Consider the following 21,533-nt stretch of genomic DNA (forward strand, 5'->3'; position numbering starts at 1 on the left):
CCTCACCCTGGCCGCATGATCGGCGTCGTCTTCGACCACGGCGACGACTTCTTCACCGCACTCACCGACGCCTGCCACACCCACGGCATCCGCCAGGGCTACATCCCCATGTTCATCGCCGGCGTGTCCACCACGAAGATCGTCGGCACCTGCCAAAGACTCGACAACCCCGACGCCCCCGTCTGGTCACACGTCGACCTCACCAACATCGAAGCCCTCGGCGGCGGCACCATCGCCTGGACGACACCACCCAAACGATCACCCCCCACATCCACATCACCGTCGGCCTGAAGGAACACAGCGCCACCGCCCACACCAGCCACCTCCTCGACGCCACCGTCCAGTTCCTCACCGAGATGCTCATCATCGAGATCACCTCACCCACGATGTACCGACACCCGAACACCGACCTGTACGACGTGCCGCAACTGAAGTTCGCCCAAGGGTGACGACACCGAGCCGGGGTTGGCCCCTCAGCTCCCCTCGATGGATCGGCGGTTGACGGCAGCGGGTAGGCCGCTGGATGTTACTGATTCACGGGCGGTGAGTGCCGTACTCGCGTGACCGCCGCACAGCGGTTCGGAGCCGCGTGCGCACACGGCGGCGGCGGGCTGGGTGGCGAAGTCCTCGGCAACGGGATGACAGACCTCGACGCCAGGATGGATCCTTTCTTGACTACCGTGCGGCCGCCCTCGCCTAATCTGATCGGCCCAGCGCGCCGCCAGCGTCGGACCCAAGCTACGGCTCCTGGTGGTCGCGGCTTGCACGGCTGGCAGAGGTCGGCCAACTGGGGTGAAACAACCCGGCTGATGGCTCATGCGTAACCAGCCCGGGTGACTGTAACGTCACGGTCACTAAAGAGCATGTGTGCATTGTGGAGCTGCGGAGGCGGGGATGAGCAGCAGGTCGATTCAGGTGGAATTGCCGACGGGTGAGGTCATCTGGGCGATGGTCGCCGTTGATGGTGCGGCGAACGTCGCGGCCAACACGCTGCGTCGGTTGGACATCGAGGACCTGCGTCGTACGGTGCGAGGTGTCTCGGCATGCTTGCGAGAGGCTGTCGATGAGCTGGTTCCGGATGAGTTGCAGGTGGAGTTTGGTCTGGAGCTTGCCCTGAAGGCGGGCAGATTGACGAGTGTGCTGGCGGAGGCGGGAGCCACCGCGAGTGTCAAGGTCACGCTGACCTGGAAAGGGCAGGCTGACCATGCAGCGATCGGTCCGGCATCCGCAACAACCTGATTGGTAGCTGGCAGTGACCGATCGAGATAGCGGGCTCCGTGATCTTGCCGCTGACTGCTGCGTACGGGTCGGGGTCGACGTCGGGGAGGGATCGGAGCAGGGCGGCTCGGGCACGTGGATCGCTCCTGGTGCGGTGTTGACCTGTGCGCACGTCGTTCCGGATGTGGGCATGAAGGTCGAGGTCGGTTGGCATGGGCAGGTGCTGACGGGGACAGTCACCGACCGTACGCCGCAAGACGGGTACGGCAACCTGTGGCCCTATCCTGACCTGGCGATCATCCAGGTGACAGAGCCACCAAGTCATCCCTGCGCCTGGCTTTCCGAGGCACCACCGACCGGCGATCTGCTGGTGCTCGGCCATTCGGCCACCCTCGGCGAAGGACTACGGCTGCGAGCGGCCGACGCTCACCTGGGTGGGTGGCACGAGTTCGGCAATGGCCGTCTGTGGCAGTTCGCGGGTTTAGAGGTCGTGCCTGGAATGTCCGGCGGCCCGGTACTCGACCTAGACGTGGGCGCGGTGTGTGGGATCGTCACCACCACCGTAGGTGAGGGCGCCGACCGCGGCGGCTATCTCGTCCCCATCGACGCACTACGCCAGCTGCCTGCTCAGCCGGGGCAACACCGCCGACATGACCTGCTGGCGGCGCACGACCGATTCCATCATCGACGTCCAGCGTGGCCACGGCACCGCGGACGGGCAGTTGACCGTCTCGTCCTGCCAACCGAGGAAGCCCAGTTCCTCGGCCTAGTGGCCGAACTAGCTCCACCCACCCAGGATGGGCTGCTACGGATATACGGGCGCTTCTGCGCGGACAACCGCCCTCCGGCCAATCTATTGACAGCGTATCGAGATCTGCTTTATGCCCTGTTGGACAACGCAGGTCCACCCGCGCAGGTCGTTTGGTCTGTGGTGGAGATGGCGCACCACCTGGTCCGCGCAGCACCGCAGACAGTGCGGCAGGAGTTGCATGACTGGATCACCGCGTTCGCCGCCCGTCACCGACAAATAGAGCAGTTGCAGTCGCTACGTCAAACCATGGCCTTCATCGAAGGCCACGGGGGTGTCGTATCCATACAGATCGTGCCGGGCAGCGCTCAAGCGCAACGGTTCCGGCTTACAGTGACAGTGCAGGACACTGCACGTGGTCACCAGGTGTTCTACCAGGATCCCGACGCTGTGCACACTTTGACCGACGTCATGCAAGCAGTCAGCGAGCAACTGCGGTACGCGCTGTCCTGGCTGGGCGGCAGCCCTTTAATCGAGTTTGTGGTGCCGGTGGAGCTGTTCGATGAGCCCTTTGACGAACTGACACCGACCAGGCCCTACTTGACCCTGGGACGCAAGTACCGGACCGTGCTGCGTGATTACGACCGCCAAGCCGACGAGCTCACCTGGCATGACTGGCAGCGACGTTGGCACGCGACGTCCACCAGCCCAGTAGACGTCCGCTGGATTACTTGCCGTGAACACCTTTCGCAGATCGAGTTCTCCGCCGAACTCGAACAGCGGCCGCAGACCAGCGTCATCGCGCTGACCCGGCAGCCCTCCTCGTACGCCCCAGCCATCGACATGCTGCGGGTGGCATTGGAGTCTGGTCTGCCGATCGGGCTGTGGCGACGCGGCGCCTGTCCCGAACACGACCATGCTGCCGCCCACCCGGACTGCACGGGGCAGCGCTTTTACGAGGCGTCGCGCGCCATCCTGACCGACGGCGAGGTCAGCGACCTCCCGGAGGCGGTCCGCCTGTTACGTAACCGGATTGCCAGCCAGTGTCCCGATCCCACCGACCGCGATTGTCACGGTGTGGTGCTGCTCTACGACGATCCAACCCGGACGATCTGCCCACTGGCACCCATCCGACAACCGCCCTATCAACCCTTGGAGCCCTCGCCATGACGGGACAGATCTTCCGCGGCAACGGCGAGCCCCACGACTGGGACATGCCGCCAGCGCCGCCGTGGCGCCAGTTCAGGGGTCAGCCGATAGTGGAACACCCCTACCACGACAATTGGGCCGCCGACTATCCCAACGAGCTGGAACGCGCCCGCACCTACCAGGCCCACGGCCGAGAGATCGAGCTGGTCAACGTCGCGCTCCTGCTCCGACGTCCCCTGCTGGTCACCGGCCGGCCAGGCACCGGTAAGTCCGCCCTCGCCTACGCCATAGCCCACGAACTGAAACTGTCCCCTGTTCTCCGCTGGCCGATCACCAGCCGGAGCACCCTGCAGGACGGTCTGTACCGTTACGACGCAATCGCCCGCCTGCAGGACGCCAACCTCCAGCCTGGCCAGTCGCCCGCCAGTATTGGCCGCTACCTGCAACTCGGCCCGCTCGGCGCCGCTCTGCTTCCCTACGAACGCCCCCGTGTCCTGCTCATCGACGAGATCGACAAAAGCGACGTCGACCTGCCCAACGATCTACTCAACGTGCTCGAAGAAGGCGAGTTCCGGATTCCGGAGCTGGTCCGCATCGCCGACACCGACAACGAGGTTGAAGTCGGCATAGAACACGCCAGCGCCCCAGTGCGCATCAACCACGGCACCGTACGTTGCCGGGCCTTCCCGATCGTCGTCATGACCAGCAACGGCGAGCGGGACTTCCCACCCGCCTTCCTTCGCCGATGCGTTCGACTGGACATCACCGAACCCGATCACCAACATCTGGAAGCGATCGTGCGCTCCCACCTCGGCGCAGAGGCCCTCGCCGCGAGCACCGACATCGTCAATCGCTTCCTTCAACAGCGCACCACGGGAGAGCTGGCCACCGACCAACTCCTCAATGCCATCTTCGTGACCATGCACAGCGACGTCACGCACGCTAATGACCGCAGCGAACTGGCCGACCTGATCCTGCGACACCTCAACGTTCCCGACTGACCGTCATGTCCATCCACCGTCTCTCCCAGCTGCTGCACCGGGCTGATATCCAGCCCACCGCGCGGGAACTCGCTGAAGCTATCTGGCTGGCCGAGCACCTGACCGCTCCACCACTGACCACCGACGCCCGGCTAGTCAGGCAGCCGCCTCCAGTCTCACCCGACAGCACAGTCGCTGACGCAGCACCGGCCGATACGGCTGCCCAACAGCCACCGGTCCCGCTAGCCACCGCCGCGACGACATCTGGTACCCCGCTGCGGGGCCACCCTGTCCGGATACCGGCCTTGCCTGGAATTCTCCGCCGGCCGGAGGTCCTACGCGCACTACGGCCCCTGCGCCGCTACAGGCCTTCCCGTCACCGCCGGATCCTCGACGAAGACGCCACCGCCACCTTCATTGCGCGCACCGGCGTGCGAGCACCGGTGCTGCGCCCGGAACCCGAACGCTGGTTCGATGTTGTTCTGGCCGTCGACGCCGCACCAGCCATGCGGCTATGGCGCCCGATGATCAACGATTTGCGCGCCGTGCTAACCCGGACCGGCGCCTTCCGTGACATCCAAACATGGTGGCTGACCACCACAACCGACCGCGTCGCCCTACAACCTCGCCTAGGCGCCGCCGCCCGCAGTCATCGCGAACTGATCGACCCAGCGCGCCGCCGACTGTTCATTGTCCTCACCGACGGATCTGCCAATGCCTGGCATGCCGGTGAAGCCACAGCAGCCCTCACCGACTGGGCACGTACGGGCCCTGTCGCCGTCCTGCACGCCCTACCCGAAGCCATGTGGAACCGTACCGGCCTCCCCTGCCTACCTGCACGACTGAGCACACGGACATCGGGCACCCCCAACATCGAATGGCGAGTTGCCTACCGTCGCCGACGCGCCACCAACCACACGCCGATTCCAGTCCTCCGAGTTGAGTCGACCGGCCTCGCCTCCTGGGCACGCCTCGTCGCCGGCCCCGCGTCCGACCTGTCACTCGCCGTCGCCGCACCGCCACCGGCTAACCCTAACCCTAACCCTAAACGCAATTCGGACAACAACCAGCAGCTAATGGCAAGGTTCCTCGCCAACGCCTCCCCGGCGGCCCACCAACTCGCGATCTGCCTCTCCGCCGTACCATTGACCCTGCCGATCATGCGGCTCGTCCAACACCTAGTCCTGCCCACCGCTGACCCCTCTGCACTCGCCGAAGTCATCCTCGGCGGGCTGCTGACACAGACCGGCGACGACACATTCACATTTCCACCTGACATCCGACACGCCCTACACGGCCAGCTCCGCCCCAGCGAGAAACTCCTCGTCCACACCGTCATTTCGAACTACATCGCCCAACACACCGGCACCTCGAAAGCCAGCTTTCCCGCTCTCGTCGGAATGGGCGGCCCCATTGAGTTAGAAGCCGAAACCTTCGCTACCCTTGACCCCGCGGCGATCAACGAGCTGGGCCTATCCCCGGCACCTACCGCGCAGGACGAGTCTCCGTCGTCCCAAGACGGAGACTACGAGGTGCAGCCGAGCCAGTCACTCGTGACACCGCAGCACCAGTCGAGCGGATCGGCGGTGCCGGTACACCTCGACCGTGAGGCAGAAACCCCCGTTTCAACAAGTGAAGGTGGCACCCTTTACTTCTTCCTCAGCTACGCCAGAGGCGACGAGGACGCACTCGTCCAACGCTTCTTCGAGGATCTCAGTGCAGATGTGCGGCTGACCGCCGGTCTATCCCGAGACGAACGGGTCGGGTTCATCGACCGGACCATGCTGCCCGGCGAGCGGTGGCCGCAGGAGCTGGTCGAGGCGCTCGGTAGCTGCCGGTCCTTTGTTGCGCTGATGACACCCAGGTACTTCCAGAGCCGGGTGTGCGGGCAGGAGTGGCAGCTCTTCGCCGAGCGCACCGCCCGGTTCGAAAGCCAGGGGCGGGTGGACGCCTCGCTGATCAAGCCGCTGATGTGGATTCCCGCACAGCCGGACCGGATCCACCCGGTGGCCCACCCGTTGCAGTACTACTCCGACAGTCTCGGTGACCTCTACCGGCGCCTCGGGATCCGGCAGCTGATGCGCCTGCAACGGCACAGGGACGACTACCTTACCTTCGTGTTCGAGCTGGCCAGCCAGATCGTGGCCAGCGTGGAGGCCAATACCCTGCCGGTACGCGCAGTCGACTATCAGTCCGTCGAGAGCGCCTTCCACCGGAAGAACGTCCCACACGAAGCTGTCTCAGGCGTCCCCGCCGGCGGGGACGCCACCGACCCGATGCTCGTGCACTTCGTCGTGGCCGCGTCCAACCGGGACGAGATGCGCGTGATACGCCAGCACGTCACGGTGTACGGCGACGACGCGTTGCAGTGGGCACCGTACCGACCAACGATGCCGGAGCCGCTCATCGACTACGCCCGCGAGATCGCCGCCGACCACAGCTACCAGTCCACAGTGGTGAAGATGGACCAGCTTTCGCACAGCGCCGAGCTGGCCGCCCGCTACAACCAGATCCTGGTGCTGATCGTCGACGCCTGGATGACCCGCCTGCCAGAACGATGGCAGGCGCTTGGCGAACTGACGACGATCCTGCGTAGAGCCGGCGTCATCACTGCGGTCCTCGTGCCTAGCAGTCGCGATGACCCGGAGACCCGCGAGCACTGGCAGACGCTCTCCCGCGCCTGCCGCGGGATCTTCAACGAGTTCACCTCGGACGACGGGCTTTACCGGTCGAACATCATCACCCACCGGGCCTTCGAAGAAGAACTTTCAGAGGTACTGGATGTCGCCCGGAACCGAATCTTTAGCCTGCAACGGCTCCCTAAACCGTCGCAGGATCCTGCGGTTCCCTTCGTAGCGTGGAGGCCAGAACATGAGGAGTAGAGGTTCATGGCTGAGACGAGACGCCTGTCCGATCCGGAGTTCAGCGCGGGTGCGGGTGCGTATCGTACGGGAACCGGGAAATCGTTCGCGCAGGTCGCGCCGACCTGGGCATCAACAACGGCTCCAATCCATCAGATCTGCTACCCAGCAACCGCATGATCTACGAACCTTCACGTCGCACCATCCGAATTCGTGCGTCGAGCACTCTCCCCGGCTGGGAAGCTGTCCGGATGGCCCTCAGTTTGTGATCCGTCCGCACCGCTGCCGTGTCGAGCCTGTTTCCAACACACCGCCGTAGACGCCTCGCGCACGAGTCGCTACCGGTTGCACACGGCGCGCTTGTCTTGGAACGCCAGAGAGACTGCGGCGGTTACACGAGGCCCATGTTGACGTAGCAAGTGCAGGACAGGTTATTGTGCTCGAACCTTCGTAGGATTGTTTGTTCGAGAGGAATGTGCCAGACGTGGCGAAGCAGATTATTCATAAGCTGGTCGATGACTTGGATGGCGGAGACGCGGACGAGACCGTCAAGTTCGCTCTCGATGGTGTGCAGTACGAAATCGACCTCTCGGATGGCAACGCGGCGAGGTTGCGTGAGGTGTTCGCTCCGTACGTTGCCCATGGCACGAAGGTTGGTCGCGGCGGCATGGTCGTGGGTGGTCGTGCCGCTCGTGGTCAAGGCTCTGCCGGGGTCGACCGCGAGCAGAACAAGGCCATCCGGGCGTGGGCCAAGAAGGCGGGCAAGGACATCTCTGACCGGGGCCGGATTCCACAGGAGATCGTGGATGAGTACCACGCGAAGGCGGGCCGCTGACTGGCTCAAGGAATCCGTTGCAGCTTGCTCTCCCGTCCCGACTGACAGAGGAGCCCTGCATCGACTCGACGGATGAACAGGATCGCTGTTGAGTCACCGTTTGGTCTGGCGCTATGGCGCTCGTTGGCGCCTGCTTGGCAGGCCTGGGCGACGGGCAAGTCGGGCCTGGTCAGTGACCTAACGGCAGGCACTACCACCGTTACTTACGCCCGGCCGTCCTTACGCATCGGGCAGGCGACTATCTTCCGCCAATCTGGACAAAGGTTGTCGCGGCGGCAACGCCCTCGACGACCGCGTGCGGTAGTGGTGCCTGGCGTGCGAGTTGTGCGACGAGGGTGCCGAGGAAGGCGTCGCCCGCTCCGCTGGTGTTGAGGGCGTTGACATGTTGCGCGGGTATGAGCGCGGTGTGATCGGGGCTGCTGTACGCCGCGCCGTGAGCGCCGGCGGTTACCACGGCTGCTCGCGGTCCGAGTTTGCGCAGTTCTTCGGCCGCGACTGAAGGATCGACGTGGTGGCGGCCCAGGATCGCTGCGGCTTCGGCCTCGTTCGATACGAACAGGTCGAGCGGGACCAGCGCGGTCCGCCCGAGTGTGGGATGGGGTACGAGGTTGCCGACGATCGTCTGGGCGCGGTGATGCCGAAAGACGGCATCGACGGCATCCGGCTGGAGATCGAGTTGGGTCACCACGATCGGTGCCTGTAACTGCTGGAGTCCACGGTGCACGTGTTCGCCGGTGAGTTCGGTTTCCGGGTGGCGGGCGAGGACGATGTAGTTCTCTCCGTCGGGAGTGACTTCGATAATCGCGACACCGGTCGACGCTGCGGATACGAGCTGGAAGAACGACACGTCGACGGCCGCGTCGGTAAGGGCTCGGTGCAGAAAGGTGCCCCACGGGTCGTCACCGGCGGCGCTGATCAGGCTGGTGAGGACACCGGTCTTACGGGCGGCCAGGGCCTGGTTGAGGCTCTTGCCCCCAGCCGTGGTCGTGGCGGGGGCCGAGGCGAACATTGTCCGGCCGGCCACGGGCCGTTGAGGAACCCGAACGGTGATGTCGATGTTGGCGCGGCCAATAAAGGCGACCTGAGGCGCCGGCTGCGGCCGGCGGGTCTGCCCAGGTGATTGATCCTTCATCCGGGGGTGGCCAGTTGGTCGAGGAATTGACGCACGTCCGGCTGTCGGGAGAAGGGCTCGAGGTGTCGGGCCAGGGTGGTGACGTTGCGGCGGACCCGAGCCGAGCCGGTCGTGGTCGCCACGGACAACGCCTCAGCAGCAACCGTCGCGGCTTGGGCGGGCTGCGAGGCTGCCAGGTATGCGTGTGCGGTGCGGGAAAGGTACACACCACGTTCGCGGCGGTAGCGGTCTGGCCACTCGTTGACCGCAGCGGTGAAGCTGTCGACAGCCCGCCACGGTTGATCGAGACGCAGCCATCCCTCGCCCTCCTGCGCAGCCAGGTACGGCCGGGTACAGAAGGAACCAAGCGCGCTGGTATCCCCGGCCGGCGAGGCGGCTGCCACGAGCTTGTGGGCGTGCTCGATCGCGGCCTGGAAAGCGGAAACGTTCCGCTCGATCGCGCTGCCGTGTCCCTCCTGTACTGCGGCGAAGGCCTGCACGAGCGGAGGCGCGTTCGGCAGCCGGGACGCCGCGCGGGCCAGCCCAACGACGCGGTCCTCGTCGCCGGTTCCCACCATCCGCTGCGCCTTGCGGGCCAGCACGTACGCCGAGAACTCCTGGTCCTCGGCTTCCTGCGCCATGCTTCCCGCACGGTCCAACCAGCGGTCGCCGGCCGCCCGGTCCCCGAGATCGTCGCTAATACGGCAGCCGCCGTTTGAGATCTTGCTGTTGAGGTGGGGTGGACGCGAGGCGGCCACCGCGTGATCGTCTGTACGTTGTGGACATAACTTCAGATCTGGCGGTGGCCGCAGGCCACAGCGTAGACCCCGCCGCGTGGGAGCGGGTCATGGCCGGGGTGCTCGGCTGCTTCGCGGGCCGGTTCGGGCGGGTGGAGCCGCGGCGGGCGGCGGGAGAGTTCGTCTCTGGTCTGCTATCTGACCTTGAAGTCAAGACATGTTGGCAGTTGGCGGAGCAGGCCGGGCACGTCCGGCCGGACGCGATGCAGCGGTTGTTGTACCGGGCGGTGTGGGACGCCGACGCCGTTCGTGATGACCTGCGGGCTCTGGTCGCGGGCCGGTTCGGTGACCCGGACGCGGTCCTGGTTCCGGACGAGACGGGAGACCTGAAGAAGGGCAGCCACACCGTCGGGGTGCAGCGGCAGTACACGGGCACGGCCGGGCGGATCGAGAACAGCCAGGTCGGGGTGTTCCTCGCCTACGCAAGCCGGCACGGGCACACTCTGATCGATCGACGGGTGTATCTGCCGGTGTCGTGGACCGACGACCGTGACCGCTGCGCCGCCGCGGGGGTGCCCGACGAGGTCGGGTTCGCGACCCGGTGCGAGCTGGCCGCCGACATGATCACCGCAGCCCTTGATGCCGGTGTCCCGGCGGGGTGGGCCGCCGCGGACGAGGCATACGGCAACAGCAGCGTGTTTCGTGCCTTGCTGCGCGAACGCGGACTCGGCTATGTCCTCGCGGTGTCCCGCAGTCATCTGGTGCCGCTCGACGGCGGCAAGACCCGCGTCCGCGCCGACCGGGTGGCCGCCGACCTGCCCGCCACCGCATGGCAACGCCGCTCGGCCGGGGCCGGATCCAAGGGCCCACGCTTCTACGACTGGGCCTGGCTCGACGACGTGTGCACCGACGCCGACCCGGACGACGGCGGACGGCACAGCCTCCTGATTCGAAAGAACACGACCACCGGTGAGCTGGCCTTCTACCGCTGCTGGACCCCGAAGCCGGCCACTCTCGCTCAGCTCGTGCGGGTCGCGGGCATCCGCTGGACCGTCGAGGAGAGCTTCCAGGCCGCCAAGGGCCAGGTCGGCCTGGACCAGCACCAGGTCCGCCGCTGGGACTCCTGGCACCGGTTCACCACCCTCGCCCTGGCCGCACTCGCCGTCCTGGCGATCTGCGCCGCCGACGCCGCGACCGACGCTTCCACCGACCACGGCTTGATCAAGCTGACCGTCAACGAGATCCGCCGACTGATCAACGCCTGCATCATCCGCCCGATCACCGACCTCGCCCACCGTTTGCACTGGTCAGGATGGAGACGCCGGCATCAAGCCCGAGCCCGCCGAGCCCACTACACACGCCGACTCAACCTCGAACTCCAGCCATGATCCCAAACGGCGGCTGCCGTACTAACCACGGTCCGGCCGGGAGCCGCGCGGCCGGACCGCCTCGTCAACACCGACTTGAGGCACAGAGGACCCGAGACTCGTGGTTACCCGAAGTAGTTGAGACGATAGCCGGGGAACAACCATGCTTGCGGATCCGATGTGAGTGTGTCATTCCATCGGGCGGGTGCTGCGCCGAGATCTGGGCACGGTCGACCGAGGGCGCCCCAGTTGCCGTGAATCGGTGGGTTAGTACGGCAGCCGCCGTTTGGGATCATGGCTGTAGTTCGAGGTTGAGGCGGCGTGTGTAGTGGGATCGCCGGGCTTGGGCTTGATGCCGGCGTCGCCGTTGTGACCAGCGCAGACGGTGGGCGAGGTCGTGGAGCGGGCGGATGATGTGGGCGTTGATCAGGCGGCGGGTCTCGTTGACGGTGAGCTTGATCTGTCCGGTGTCGGTCGGGTCGTTGTGGGCGGCGTCGGCGGCGCAGATCGCCAGGACGGCGAGGGCGGCCAATGTGAGGGTGGTGAACCGGTGCCAGGAGTCCCAGCGGCGGACCTGGTGCTGGTCCAGACCGACCTGGCCCTTGGCGGCCTGGAAGCTTTCCTCGACCGTCCATCGGATGCCCGCGACCCGAACAAGTTGGGCGAGGCTGGTCGGTCGCGGGGTCCAGCAGCGGTAGAAGGCCAGCTCGCCGGTGGTGGTGTTACGGCGGATGAGGAGGCTGTGCCGGCCGTCGTCGTCGGGGTCGGCGTCGGTGCACACGTCGTCGAGCCACGCCCAGTCGTAGAAGCGTGGACCCTTGGACCCGGCGCCAGCTGAGCGGCGTTGCCACGCCGTGGCGGGTAGGTCGGCGGCGATCCGGTCGGCCCGGACGCGGGTCTTGCCGCCGTCGAGCGGGATCAGGTGATTGCGGGAGACCGCGAGGACGTAGCCGAGCCCGTGTCCGCGCAGGTGGGCGCGGAAGGCAGTGCTGTTGCCGTAGGCCTCGTCCGCAGCGGCCCACCCTGCTGGAACACCGGCGTCGAGGGCGGCGGTGATCATGTCAGCGGCCAGTTCCGACCGGGTCGCGAAGCCGATCTCGTCAGGCACACCGGCGGCCCGGCACCTATCGCGGTCGTCGGTCCATGACACCGGCAGGTACACGCGTCGGTCGATCAGGGTGTGCCCGTGCGCACTGGCATAGGCGAGGAAGACCCCTACCTGGCTGTTCTCGATCCGGCCGGCCGTGCCCGTGTACTGCCGCTGCACCCCGACCGTGTGAGTGCCCTTCTTCAGGTCCCCCGTCTCGTCCGGGATCAGGACCGCATCCGGGTCACCGAACCGGCCGGCGACCAGATCGCGCAGGTCGTCGCGGACGGCGTCGGCGTCCCACACCGCCCGGTACAACAGGCGCTGCATGGCGTCCGGCCGGGCGTGTCCGGCCTGCTCCGCCAACTGCCAACACGTCTTGACCTCACAATCGGACAGCAGCCCGGTCACGAACTGTCGGGCCGCACGTCGCGGCTCGACCCGCCCGAACCGGCCCGCGAAGCACCCGAGCACCCCGGCCAGCACACGTTCCCATCCGACAACGGCTACGCTGTGGCACGCGGCCACCGCCCGATCTGATGTTGTGTCCACAACGCACAGACGATCACGCGGTGGCCGTCTCGCGTCCACCCCACCTGACCAGCAAGATCTCAAACGGCGGCTGCCGTACTAAGCCAGCCCGCGAACTCGCTCCAGCGAGCCTCCGTGCTGAGAAGCCGGCCACGAAGTGACCCGCGTGCCTGCCGGCGCAGGGCGGCTATCAGCGCGATCTGCTGCTCAACGGTCGACAGGATGGTCAGACCACCAAGCCGGTCGTCTGCCTGCACCAGCAGCGCGCGGAGCTCGGCGAAGTGCTCCACGACGGCCGGGTCCACCGCCCGCATGCCAGATGCGGTCATCGCTGGCAGTGTGGCGAGGCCGGCGGCGAGTTCCAGCACAGCTCGTCGACTTACCCGCCATGACTTCGCCTGCCCGTCGGACACGATCGCAAGCGTAACCGCGTCTCCCTCGGCCAGGTCCTTCTCGCGGACCACCACGACATCGGCGACCTGAGACGGTACTGCTGGCAGGCCACTCGGCGCACCAGCCGCCGAACCTTCAGTTGCCGTTTCTCGCAGCGGCCTGCCTGCCGCGAACGTGGCGACCCCAGCAACACCAGCCGACGGCGGCTGATCCTCAACTTCGCCCCACCGGGCACGTTGTGCCGCTTCAGCCTTCTCTTGATCAAGCTGCTGCCTGAGGCCTCGGTACTCGTCATAGCCCGCCAGCAGCTCTCCACCAGCTGCCAGGGCCGCTTCACAGCGCTGCCAGAAGACCCGGTCTGGGCACTGCCGCCCGCCCTCCACCCCCGCGATCGTGGTTCGGGAAACCGGCACCCGCCGAGCCAACTCCAACTGCGTCAGCCCCCGAGCGTGGCGCCACGCGGCAAGCGTCGCACCCAGTGCGCGTTTCGCCTCAGCTATCCGCTGCGGGTCGATCATGAAGCCCGCCCCTCCACAGCCCACTACGGCAACAACAGCCCATTGACGCAAAGCGACGTCACCGTAACGGACCACCGCCGGAACCAGCCAGCGGCACGGAAAAGACCTCTCGCTCCACAATTATCGACACCAGAACGCCGCAGGCCGGAGACCGAAACAGGCTCGGACTGGTCAGAACCCGGCGGGACCCTACCCGGACCCTAGGGATGCTCGTCGCACGAGCACCATCCGAGCAACCAACCGACCACAACAGACGAAACAAGTAAGGGCCTGAACTGCCGTTGCGACAGCTCAGGCCCTTATGACCTTGCGCGCCCGAAGGGACTCGAACCCCTAACCTTCTGATCCGTAGACGAGAAGTCAGACGCCACAGCTCAGAGCCTTGATCAAATTCCTTCCCGCAGCCCGATTTGGGGATCGATGTATTGTTTCTAGGCTTTGTCAAGAACTTCCTTCCCGTTGTCTCGGCTACTGGGATATACATCGATAGTGGCCGACTAAGCGACGGTCGCGCTGGACGTTTAATCGATCTCGTTACGGTGCGCCTGCGGGCACAATGAACGCCGTGCTGACCGCCACCCGCAGCCTGCTGACGTCGCTCGATCCGCTGCCGTACCCCGTGCGGATGAGCCGGCTCGTCGAGTGGGCACGTACCGCGACTGATCGTGTCCAGGTCTGTCGGGATCTGCGCGAGCAGGATCCCTATGCGCGGCACTTGGCCCTGGTCGCGGCGATGGCGACCCGCGATGCCGAGGGCATCGCCGCGGCGGCCCGCGACCCGCAGCCGTCGATCAGGGGTGCGGCGCTCACCGCGGCGCTGCGCGCCGACATCCCGGTCGGCGATATCACCGACCGGTCCGCGATGGAGCGGCGTCGTGTCTATCGAAGCCTGCGCCGCCGGTATGCGCCGGCTGTCGCCGACGCGCTGATCAGTGAGGTCCACGCCCACTTCGGTGACGAGGAGGCCGCCACGCTACTGCCAGCCTGCGGCGACGACACAGTACGGGCGTTGCTGCCGGATCTGGAGCACGCGCTGCGCCTGGAGCGGCTGGTCCGGCGGCATGAAGGTCCGCTCCTGGAGCGGATCCGCGAGCGGCTGGCCGCAGCCCCGCCCGAACCGCGGGCAAGGATCTGGGGTGACGCCGCCGCCGCGGTGCTGCGGTGTGACCCGGCGCAGGCACTCGATCTGCTCGAACGGTACGCACCGGAGGAGTCGCTACCCGGCCCGCTCGACGCGTACGGACGACTCGCGGCACACGATCCGGTTCGCGTCGCCCGGCTGCTCACCACACCCGGCCGCGCGGCCTGGCTACGCCGGAACGTGCTCCCGCCGGCCCTACTGCGCCGCCTCGCGGTCCTGCCCACCGACGAGCTGGTGCCCCTGGCCAGCCGGTACCGGGAACACAGCCGGGCGCTGGCGGCGCTGCTCGACGCCGTCGCCCCGGCCCGACGCGCGGACCTATACGACCGGGCACTGTCCGAGGTCGACACGGCGATGCTGATCCCGGCTGCCGAGATCATGGAGGTGCTACCGGCCGCGATCCGGATCCGCGAGGCGAGGCGGGTGCTGGGCCTGGCGAGAATTCAGGAGCGTGAGGCGGAGGTGCGCCTTTGGAGCGCGTACCTGGCCTGGCCGGACGCGTCAGCGGCGCTGGACGTCGCGCTGCGCTCCGGTGACGCCGACGAGCGGGCACACGGATACGCGCTGCTGGTGCAGGCCGCCCGCCGCTCCCGCGACCCGCGGGTGGTCGCGGAAATGGTCGTGCGGCTCAGCCGGCTGCGCAACGAGCAGGACCCGGTACGCGCCGCCGCGCTCACCGCGCTCGCGAAGGTGGCGCCGCTCCTCACCGCGGACACGGTAGCCGGGCTCACGCAGCTGACCACCGACGCGGTCGACGCCCGCGACGCCTCCGCCGCGACCACGACAGCGCTGAGTTCGCTCGCCGCCGACGTCCTGCAGCACCACGTCGCCGAGCCGCAGCTACGCGAATGGGCGCTACTGACAATCGACCTGGTCAGCACCGGCGCCGCCGTGCCGGTACTGCGCCGCTTCGACACCGTCCTGCGCCGCGGGCAGGAGACACTGGTCTTCGAGCGGCTACGCGGCTGGATCGAGGCGGGCATCGCCCGCGGCCGGTACGGCCCGCTCTTCGCCCTCACCCACGCGCTCGGCAAGCGGGCCTGGCGGCTGCCACAACTGCAGGACCTACTCCGTCAGGCGATCGGCCCGCACACGCTGGCGTCGGTGGCCCGCACCGCGATCCGGTTGTGGCTCGATGACCCGCGTACCCGCTCGGACCGCGTCGCCGAGGTACTCGCCACCGATCCGACAGCGGTGACGCTCCACGAGGTGTGGGCGATCATCTGCGCCTCCCGCACCGACCTGCTCGACCAGGTACTCAAACGCCGCCCACGCGGCCGGTTCGTGGAACCGGGAATACGGTGGGTGCCCGCCTGGGTGCCGCACGCCGAGCGTTGGCTGCCCCGCCAACAGACCCGCTTCGTGGAACAGTTGGAGCTGATCCTCGCCGACACCGACCAGGGAGTGTGGCAGCGCGCGGCGGCGATCCGAGCCGCCGCACACGTGCCCGGCGCAGGCCGCGAGCTGGTGCTGCGCCACCTCGACGCCCCCGACGTGGCGATCGCCGAAGCGGCGCTGGGCGCGCTGGTCTGGACCGACCGGCCCGACGAGGCACTGCCGGTGCTGCTCCGCTACGCCGACAGCGACCGGGCGCGGGTAGCGCTGTACGCGGCCGGCCGGGCCGCCCGGCACGTCGCGCCGCCCCGGCTGGTCCCTGTCCTCACCGAGGTGCTGACCGGCCCGGCGAAGATCACAAGCCGGAAAGAGGCCGCCCGGCTCCTGGCACGCCACGGACCGCCGCAGGTCATGGCGACCCTGCTCGACACATATCACCACCCGGACGCGCACCGCGACCTACGCGCGGCGATCGTCTCCGCCGCCCGGCAGCGAGTACAGGCCGAGGCAAGCTGGACCATCCTGCGAGCCGCGGTCGACGGTAGCCGGGAGGAACGGCGCGCCGTCCTGGACGCATCCCCGGACACGATCCCGCACCGACACCGCCCGGCCTACGGCGCGCTCATCGTCAAAGCCTGCCAGGCCACCGACCGGGAAGTTCGACGCACCGCCTTCCACCAACTCGGGGACTGGTCACCGTGGCTGGCCGGAATCACCGACCTGGTCACCGACCGACTCACCGACCTCGACGAAACGATGGTGCCCACCGAGGTCGCCCACCTGCTCAAGGCCGGAGGCGACGACATCCTCGGCACCGCGCTGGCCCGGCTGGTGGACCGCGACGCCCAGGACGACCATCCGGGCGACCCGGCCACGGATCGCCCGGCCCGACGCCGCATCGCACTCCTCGCACACGGCGCGGTGATCCGATCCGCTCACCATCCCACCAGCGCCGACCGGACCGCCCTGATCGAAGCCGCGCGCTGGCTCGCCGGCCGGCCCGCCTTCGCCAGCACCGCCACCGGCCTGCTGGTCGACCTCGGCCGACTCGACAACCTCGACGAAATCGCCGCAGTGTGCGCAGACCGGCCCGTCCTAGCCGCTCGCACCGCCGAACGCGTCGGCACCCGCCTACAAAACCTCCGGGAGTCGCCCGACCCCGCGGCCCTCACCGACACCATCACACGCCTGACGGGACGCGGCGACCTCACCAACGGCCTGTTCGCGGTTGCCCTGGTCCGCCACGGGGCCGGCTACGGGTGGAAAACCCCATGGCGGGACCTGCTGATCCGGCTGCGCCGACACCCCGACGCCGACGTACGCGAACAGGCATACGCAATCGACATGAGCTAACCGCCCGACCAAGCAGCAGCACTGGAAGCGTTGACAGGATTGACAGTTCGCCAGGCCAGGGCACCGGCACGTCCACCCGCCGTCCCATTACGCAACCGGACACGCCACTTGCGTCACTTGCCGTTCGTGGTTGCTGGCTGGGTGCTGGGGGTCGAAGGGGTCGTGGTCGCCGGAGGAGTCCAGGCGGGCAGCGGGTCCATCCAGAAGCGGGTGAGCAGTAGCGAATCGATAAGCCACTCACCGTTGACCTTCTTGTAGGTTTCGCGGTACTGCCCGTAGCCGTTGTGCCCCTCGGGAGCGTTCGGGCCGGCCGGGAAGGTAAGGATGTCTTCCATCGACCAGGTTCCGGATGCCGTGTCCGGTCCGGTGATCGTGATCTCTGGCATGGCTCCCGAGTGAGCTGACGGAGCGGCGCCGGTGAGGTCACGGATCGTGGAGGCGAACTCCTTCGGCGATTTCCAGGTGATCCCGTCGGTCACGAGCTTGGCATCGGGCGTGAACAGCGCGGCCAGTTCATCGTGCTTTTTCTCGTCCACGAAGCGGAAGTAGCGGGCCTTGAGCTGGTGAATTTCCTCGATGTCCTCCAAGCGCTGCACGCGGTCAGCGAGTGATTTGGGCGAGGCGCTCGTCGAGTGGTCGTGCGCGCTCGCCGCCTGGGAGGTAAGGGCTGCGAGGCCCACCCCACCGCCGACCAGCAACGCGGCCGCCGCGACCGCCGCGCTGGCCCGCGAACGCAACGTCCCTGCCCGGCGGGTTTCCTGCTTGTTCATGACGTGGTTCCTTTCGTCTCTGTAACGGTCTCGGACGGCTCGGATTTCGTGCCCTCGTAAGGCGAAGGGGCCTAGATCGGACAATCCCGCACTTTGCCCCTCCGTCTCTACCCGGACGGAAGGCGTCCGCTTCTAGCTGACAGCGAGCTTAGCTCAATGGGACGATGTTCGTCCGCTTCTGCTGGCGGTCGACTAGGTGGCCCTGACCACCCCAGGTTGCGGCACCGGAGCCGACATGCCGCCGACAGGCGCCCTGCTGAGCCGAGTTGACCGGCATTGGCGACCTGAGGGCTGGACGCCCGGGTCGGGCAGGGCGCGGTCGAGGTGCCACCCGGCATGGGCGGACGGGCCGCCGGTCGTTGATGCGACGACCCGCGACCGAGAGGCAGCAGGCGGCGTGGGAGCGGGGCGGGGAGGCGGCGGTCGGACAGCCGCAACTTTGTTGTCTGCTGGCCGATTCCCTGTCATCCGACGTGACAGGGTCGTCGTCTGATCCGGCGTCCGTGGCGGACGCGTCCCGCCGGTTTCAGCGCGCCCGCACGCGCCCCAGTCTTCGGCTGACAATCGGCGCGGACGCCGGCGTGCGTCGTCGCGCCGGCACTGGCGGTCGCCGACGGGCCGAACCCGTTCAATCGGTCAACCCCGCCTGTGGGCGCTCCCGCCCTTGACGGGACGGTGGCCAGGGTCACGTTGCCGAAGGCCCAGAAAGCGGACGACACCCGTCCTGTTGAGTTAGAGTCAGATGCGGACGATACCCGTCCGCCTAGTTATGCTCGATTGGTGATGGATGCGCAGGGAGGCTCCGTGAGTCATTCCAGTAAAGGTTCCCGGCTGCGGGACGCGTCGAAGGCGATCGGAAGCAGTGAGGAGCGCCGGATCCTATATGTCTGGCCTGGGTGCCATGTCTGACGTCCGGGCGGATGCTCGCCGCAACCGACGCCAACTGATCGTCGCCACACGAGAGGCGATCGCCGCCCGTGGGCTCGACGTGTCGGCTCTGGACATCGCCACGGCTGCGGGCGTGGGAGTGGGCACGTTGTACCGGCGCTTTGGCACCAAAGAGGCACTGCTCGACGCCGTGGTCCTCGGCCTCTACGACGAGTTGTGCGAGACCGCACAAGCTTGTATCGAGCGCCCGGATCCATGGAGCGGGCTGGCCGATTTCGTCATGGAGTTGGCGGGAGCACATCGGGACAGTCGCGGCCTGGCAGAGGTCACCGCAGCGTGCGAAAGGCCGCCGTCACCCGAGCTGGCGGAGCGGACCGCCGCACTCCAGGACGCCGTCATCCAACTGACCGAGCGGGCGCACGCCGCCGGCGAGCTGCGTGCCGACGTGACTTGGCAGGACATCATGATCTGCTCACGCGCGTCGCTGGACACCGATCACTGTCTCGGTGTCGACGCGGGACCCGGCGGGTGGCGGCGCGTCGTCACCATCCTGCTCGACGGCATGCGTGCCCCCGGGCGAACAACTCTTGACGGGTCCGGGCCACAGTCCGCCAGGTAGGACCACCGGAGATGCCACCCACAAGGTAGGCCCAAGCTTCTGCTAGCCGCAGGCGCTACCTCCTTGCACGCGACAGACCCTTGCCAATAGGGAGGCAGACCATGCATGTCGAAATCTGGTCGGATATATCCTGTCCATGGTGCTTTGTTGGCAAAGCTCGCTTCGACAAGGCGCTTTCCGCGTTCCCTCATCGGGACCACGTCGAGGTGACCCACCGCTCCTTCGAACTCGACCCTCAGCTTGCCCACACCGGCCCGACGACCGGGGCGGCGCATGCAAAGAAGTACGGCCTGACGTCGGCCGAGGCTCGGGCGGCCGAGGAGAACCTCGCGGGCATCGCCAGGAAGGAAGGACTCGATTACCTTGTCGACTTCCGGGACCATGGCAACACCTTCGACCTGCACCGTCTGCTGCACCTGGCGGCGGCCCGGGGCCTGCATGATGAGCTGCTGACGCTGTTCTACCAGGGCAACTTCGCCGCAAAACGAAGCATCTACGACTCCGAGCACCAGGTGGAGATCGCCATCCGCGCCGGACTCGACGAGGCCGAGGTACGCGCCGTGCTAGCCGACAGGCGGGCATACGCCGACGAGGTGCGCGGGGACGAGGGCGAGGCCGCGCAGCTGGGCATCACCAGCGTGCCGTTCTTCGTGATCGACCGGAAGTACGGCGTCTCCGGTGCCCAGTCGGTCGAAGCCTTCTCCGAGGTACTGAGGCGGGCCTGGGTTGAGCGCCAACCGGAGCTGACGGTCCTCGGTGCTGGCGACCAGGCCGGATGCGACGCGCACGGGTGTGAACTGCCCAGCGGCGGGAGCACCGGCGAACCCAGTACGCCGGTTGTTTGATGAACCACGAGAGGAAGATGTGTCGTGCGAGCTGTTGGTCTACATGAATTCGGCGGGCCGGAGGTGCTGCGCGTCATCGAACTGCCGGAACCGCATGCGGGCCCTGGCGAGGTTCGGGTACGCGTACACGCGGCGGCGGTTAATCCGTCCGACATCCTGCTGCGCTCGGGCGTGCACGCGTCGGCCCTGGCCGGGGTGCCAGGGCCCTACGTGCCCGGAATGGATGTCGCGGGCGTGGTCGATGAGATCGGCCCGGGTACGGTCACCGATCTGTCGGTCGGTGACCGGGTGATGGCGATGCTCCTGCCGGTGACCCCGACCGCGGAAGGCACCCTGGAGAACAGCGGTGGCGGTTACGTGGAGTACGTGGTGCGTCCGGCCAGCTGGGTCGTCCGCGCGCCAGCGGGCGTCAGTCATGAGGCGGCGGCGACGCTGCCGATGAACGGGCTCACCGCGCTGTTGGCGCTCGATCAGCTGGCACTCGCGCCAGGTTCGACCCTGGCCGTAGTCGGGGCCGCCGGGGCGCTCGGCGGCTACCTGGTCCAGATGGCTAGCAACGCCGGGCTGACCGTGGTCGCCGACGCCGCCCCGGCCGACGAGGCCCTGGTCCGGGAATCCGGTGCAGCCATCGTGGTGGCCAGGGGAGCCGAGGTCGTCAACGGTATCCGGGCGCATTTCCCGGACGGGGTGGACGCCGTCGCCGACGTGGCGCTGCTCGGAACGAGGCTGTTCAATGTCGTTCGTGACGGTGGCACCCTGATCCAGGTCCGCCAAGCGGACGAGCCCGGCGGCTACCAGGCCGCGAGCACCCGGGGCATCACGGTGCTGACGCCGTTCGTGCCCGACTACGCCGGCCGGACGGACAAGCTGGACAAGATCCGTCGGCTCGCAGAGGCGGGTGTGCTCATTCCGCGGGTGGCGAAGACCCTACCCGCCGCCGAGGCACCCGACGCGCACCGCCGATTCGCCGCCGGCGGTGTCCGCGGCCGACTCGTGCTCACCTTCTGAACCACACACCGACTACCCAGCCTGAACCATCCACTGAAA

Annotated in this window: 16 protein-coding genes; 11 read left to right on the plus strand and 5 right to left on the minus strand. The window is 67.4% G+C overall.

Annotation, left to right across the window (positions count from 1 at the left end):
* Nucleotides 1–15: 15 nt before the first annotated feature.
* The 6 genes from O7597_RS10885 to O7597_RS10910 all read left to right on the plus strand — a co-directional run bounded on the left by O7597_RS10885 (nt 16) and on the right by O7597_RS10910 (nt 7,791).
* Nucleotides 16–291 carry a hypothetical protein gene (locus O7597_RS10885; RefSeq protein WP_281582665.1) on the plus strand — a complete coding sequence of 92 codons (276 nt, stop codon included), beginning with the start codon at nt 16–18 and terminating at the stop codon, nt 289–291.
* A gap of 603 nt (nt 292–894) precedes the next feature.
* Nucleotides 895–1,239: a CU044_2847 family protein gene (locus O7597_RS10890; protein ID WP_281582666.1), complete on the plus strand. Its 345-nt coding sequence runs from the start codon at nt 895–897 to the stop codon at nt 1,237–1,239.
* A gap of 13 nt (nt 1,240–1,252) precedes the next feature.
* On the plus strand, nt 1,253–3,136 hold the full coding sequence (locus O7597_RS10895) for a trypsin-like peptidase domain-containing protein (protein ID WP_281582667.1): 1,884 nt from the start codon (nt 1,253–1,255) through the stop codon (nt 3,134–3,136).
* Nucleotides 3,133–4,116 (plus strand): MoxR family ATPase, encoded by a 984-nt coding sequence (locus tag O7597_RS10900; protein WP_281582668.1) that lies wholly within the window; start codon nt 3,133–3,135, stop codon nt 4,114–4,116. Before O7597_RS10895 ends, O7597_RS10900 begins: the two co-directional genes overlap by 4 nt.
* A 5-nt stretch (nt 4,117–4,121) precedes the next feature.
* Complete coding sequence (locus O7597_RS10905; protein ID WP_281582669.1) at nt 4,122–6,977, plus strand: TIR-like protein FxsC; 2,856 nt, start codon at nt 4,122–4,124, stop codon at nt 6,975–6,977.
* Nucleotides 6,978–7,440: 463 nt separating this feature from the next.
* Entirely contained in the window at nt 7,441–7,791 is a 351-nt protein-coding gene (locus O7597_RS10910) for an Lsr2 family protein (RefSeq protein WP_348650797.1), read from the plus strand.
* A 238-nt stretch (nt 7,792–8,029) separates the two neighbouring features.
* Here the strand turns inward: O7597_RS10910 and O7597_RS10915 are convergent, their stop codons facing one another.
* Together O7597_RS10915 and O7597_RS10920 are read right to left on the minus strand one after the other, a co-directional pair.
* A complete protein-coding gene (locus O7597_RS10915; protein WP_281582670.1) occupies nt 8,030–8,923 on the minus strand; it encodes a PfkB family carbohydrate kinase in 894 nt (297 codons plus the stop codon).
* On the minus strand, nt 8,920–9,660 hold the full coding sequence (locus O7597_RS10920) for a hypothetical protein (protein ID WP_281582671.1): 741 nt from the start codon (nt 9,658–9,660) through the stop codon (nt 8,920–8,922). Before O7597_RS10920 ends, O7597_RS10915 begins: the two co-directional genes overlap by 4 nt.
* Nucleotides 9,661–9,749: 89 nt before the next feature.
* Here O7597_RS10920 and O7597_RS10925 point away from each other — a divergent pair, with 89 nt between their 5' ends.
* Entirely contained in the window at nt 9,750–11,027 is a 1,278-nt protein-coding gene (locus O7597_RS10925; protein ID WP_281580117.1) for an IS701 family transposase, read from the plus strand.
* A 271-nt stretch (nt 11,028–11,298) separates the two neighbouring features.
* Here O7597_RS10925 and O7597_RS10930 read toward each other — a convergent pair whose 3' ends face one another.
* Both O7597_RS10930 and O7597_RS10935 read right to left on the minus strand, forming a co-directional pair.
* Entirely contained in the window at nt 11,299–12,579 is a 1,281-nt protein-coding gene (locus O7597_RS10930; protein ID WP_281581661.1) for an IS701 family transposase, read from the minus strand.
* A 125-nt stretch (nt 12,580–12,704) separates the two neighbouring features.
* Complete coding sequence (locus O7597_RS10935) at nt 12,705–13,535, minus strand: helix-turn-helix transcriptional regulator (protein ID WP_281582672.1); 831 nt, start codon at nt 13,533–13,535, stop codon at nt 12,705–12,707.
* 556 nt (nt 13,536–14,091) lie between these two features.
* Here O7597_RS10935 and O7597_RS10940 point away from each other — a divergent pair.
* Entirely contained in the window at nt 14,092–17,364 is a 3,273-nt protein-coding gene (locus O7597_RS10940) for a hypothetical protein (protein WP_281582673.1), read from the plus strand.
* A gap of 113 nt (nt 17,365–17,477) precedes the next feature.
* Here the strand turns inward: O7597_RS10940 and O7597_RS10945 are convergent, their stop codons facing one another.
* Nucleotides 17,478–18,134 (minus strand): nuclear transport factor 2 family protein, encoded by a 657-nt coding sequence (locus O7597_RS10945; RefSeq protein WP_269740665.1) that lies wholly within the window; start codon nt 18,132–18,134, stop codon nt 17,478–17,480.
* Nucleotides 18,135–19,035: 901 nt separating this feature from the next.
* Between O7597_RS10945 and O7597_RS10950 the strand changes: the two genes are divergently transcribed.
* From O7597_RS10950 to O7597_RS10960, 3 genes are all read left to right on the plus strand, one after another.
* Nucleotides 19,036–19,641 (plus strand): TetR/AcrR family transcriptional regulator, encoded by a 606-nt coding sequence (locus O7597_RS10950; RefSeq protein ID WP_281582674.1) that lies wholly within the window; start codon nt 19,036–19,038, stop codon nt 19,639–19,641.
* Nucleotides 19,642–19,742: 101 nt separating this feature from the next.
* Nucleotides 19,743–20,486 (plus strand): DsbA family oxidoreductase, encoded by a 744-nt coding sequence (locus O7597_RS10955; RefSeq protein WP_269740663.1) that lies wholly within the window; start codon nt 19,743–19,745, stop codon nt 20,484–20,486.
* Between the two features lie 24 nt (nt 20,487–20,510).
* A complete protein-coding gene (locus O7597_RS10960) occupies nt 20,511–21,494 on the plus strand; it encodes an NADP-dependent oxidoreductase (RefSeq protein WP_269740662.1) in 984 nt (327 codons plus the stop codon).
* Nucleotides 21,495–21,533 lie beyond the last annotated feature (39 nt).

This window comes from Verrucosispora sp. WMMC514, assembly GCF_027497295.1.
GTDB lineage: Bacteria > Actinomycetota > Actinomycetes > Mycobacteriales > Micromonosporaceae > Micromonospora > Micromonospora palythoicola.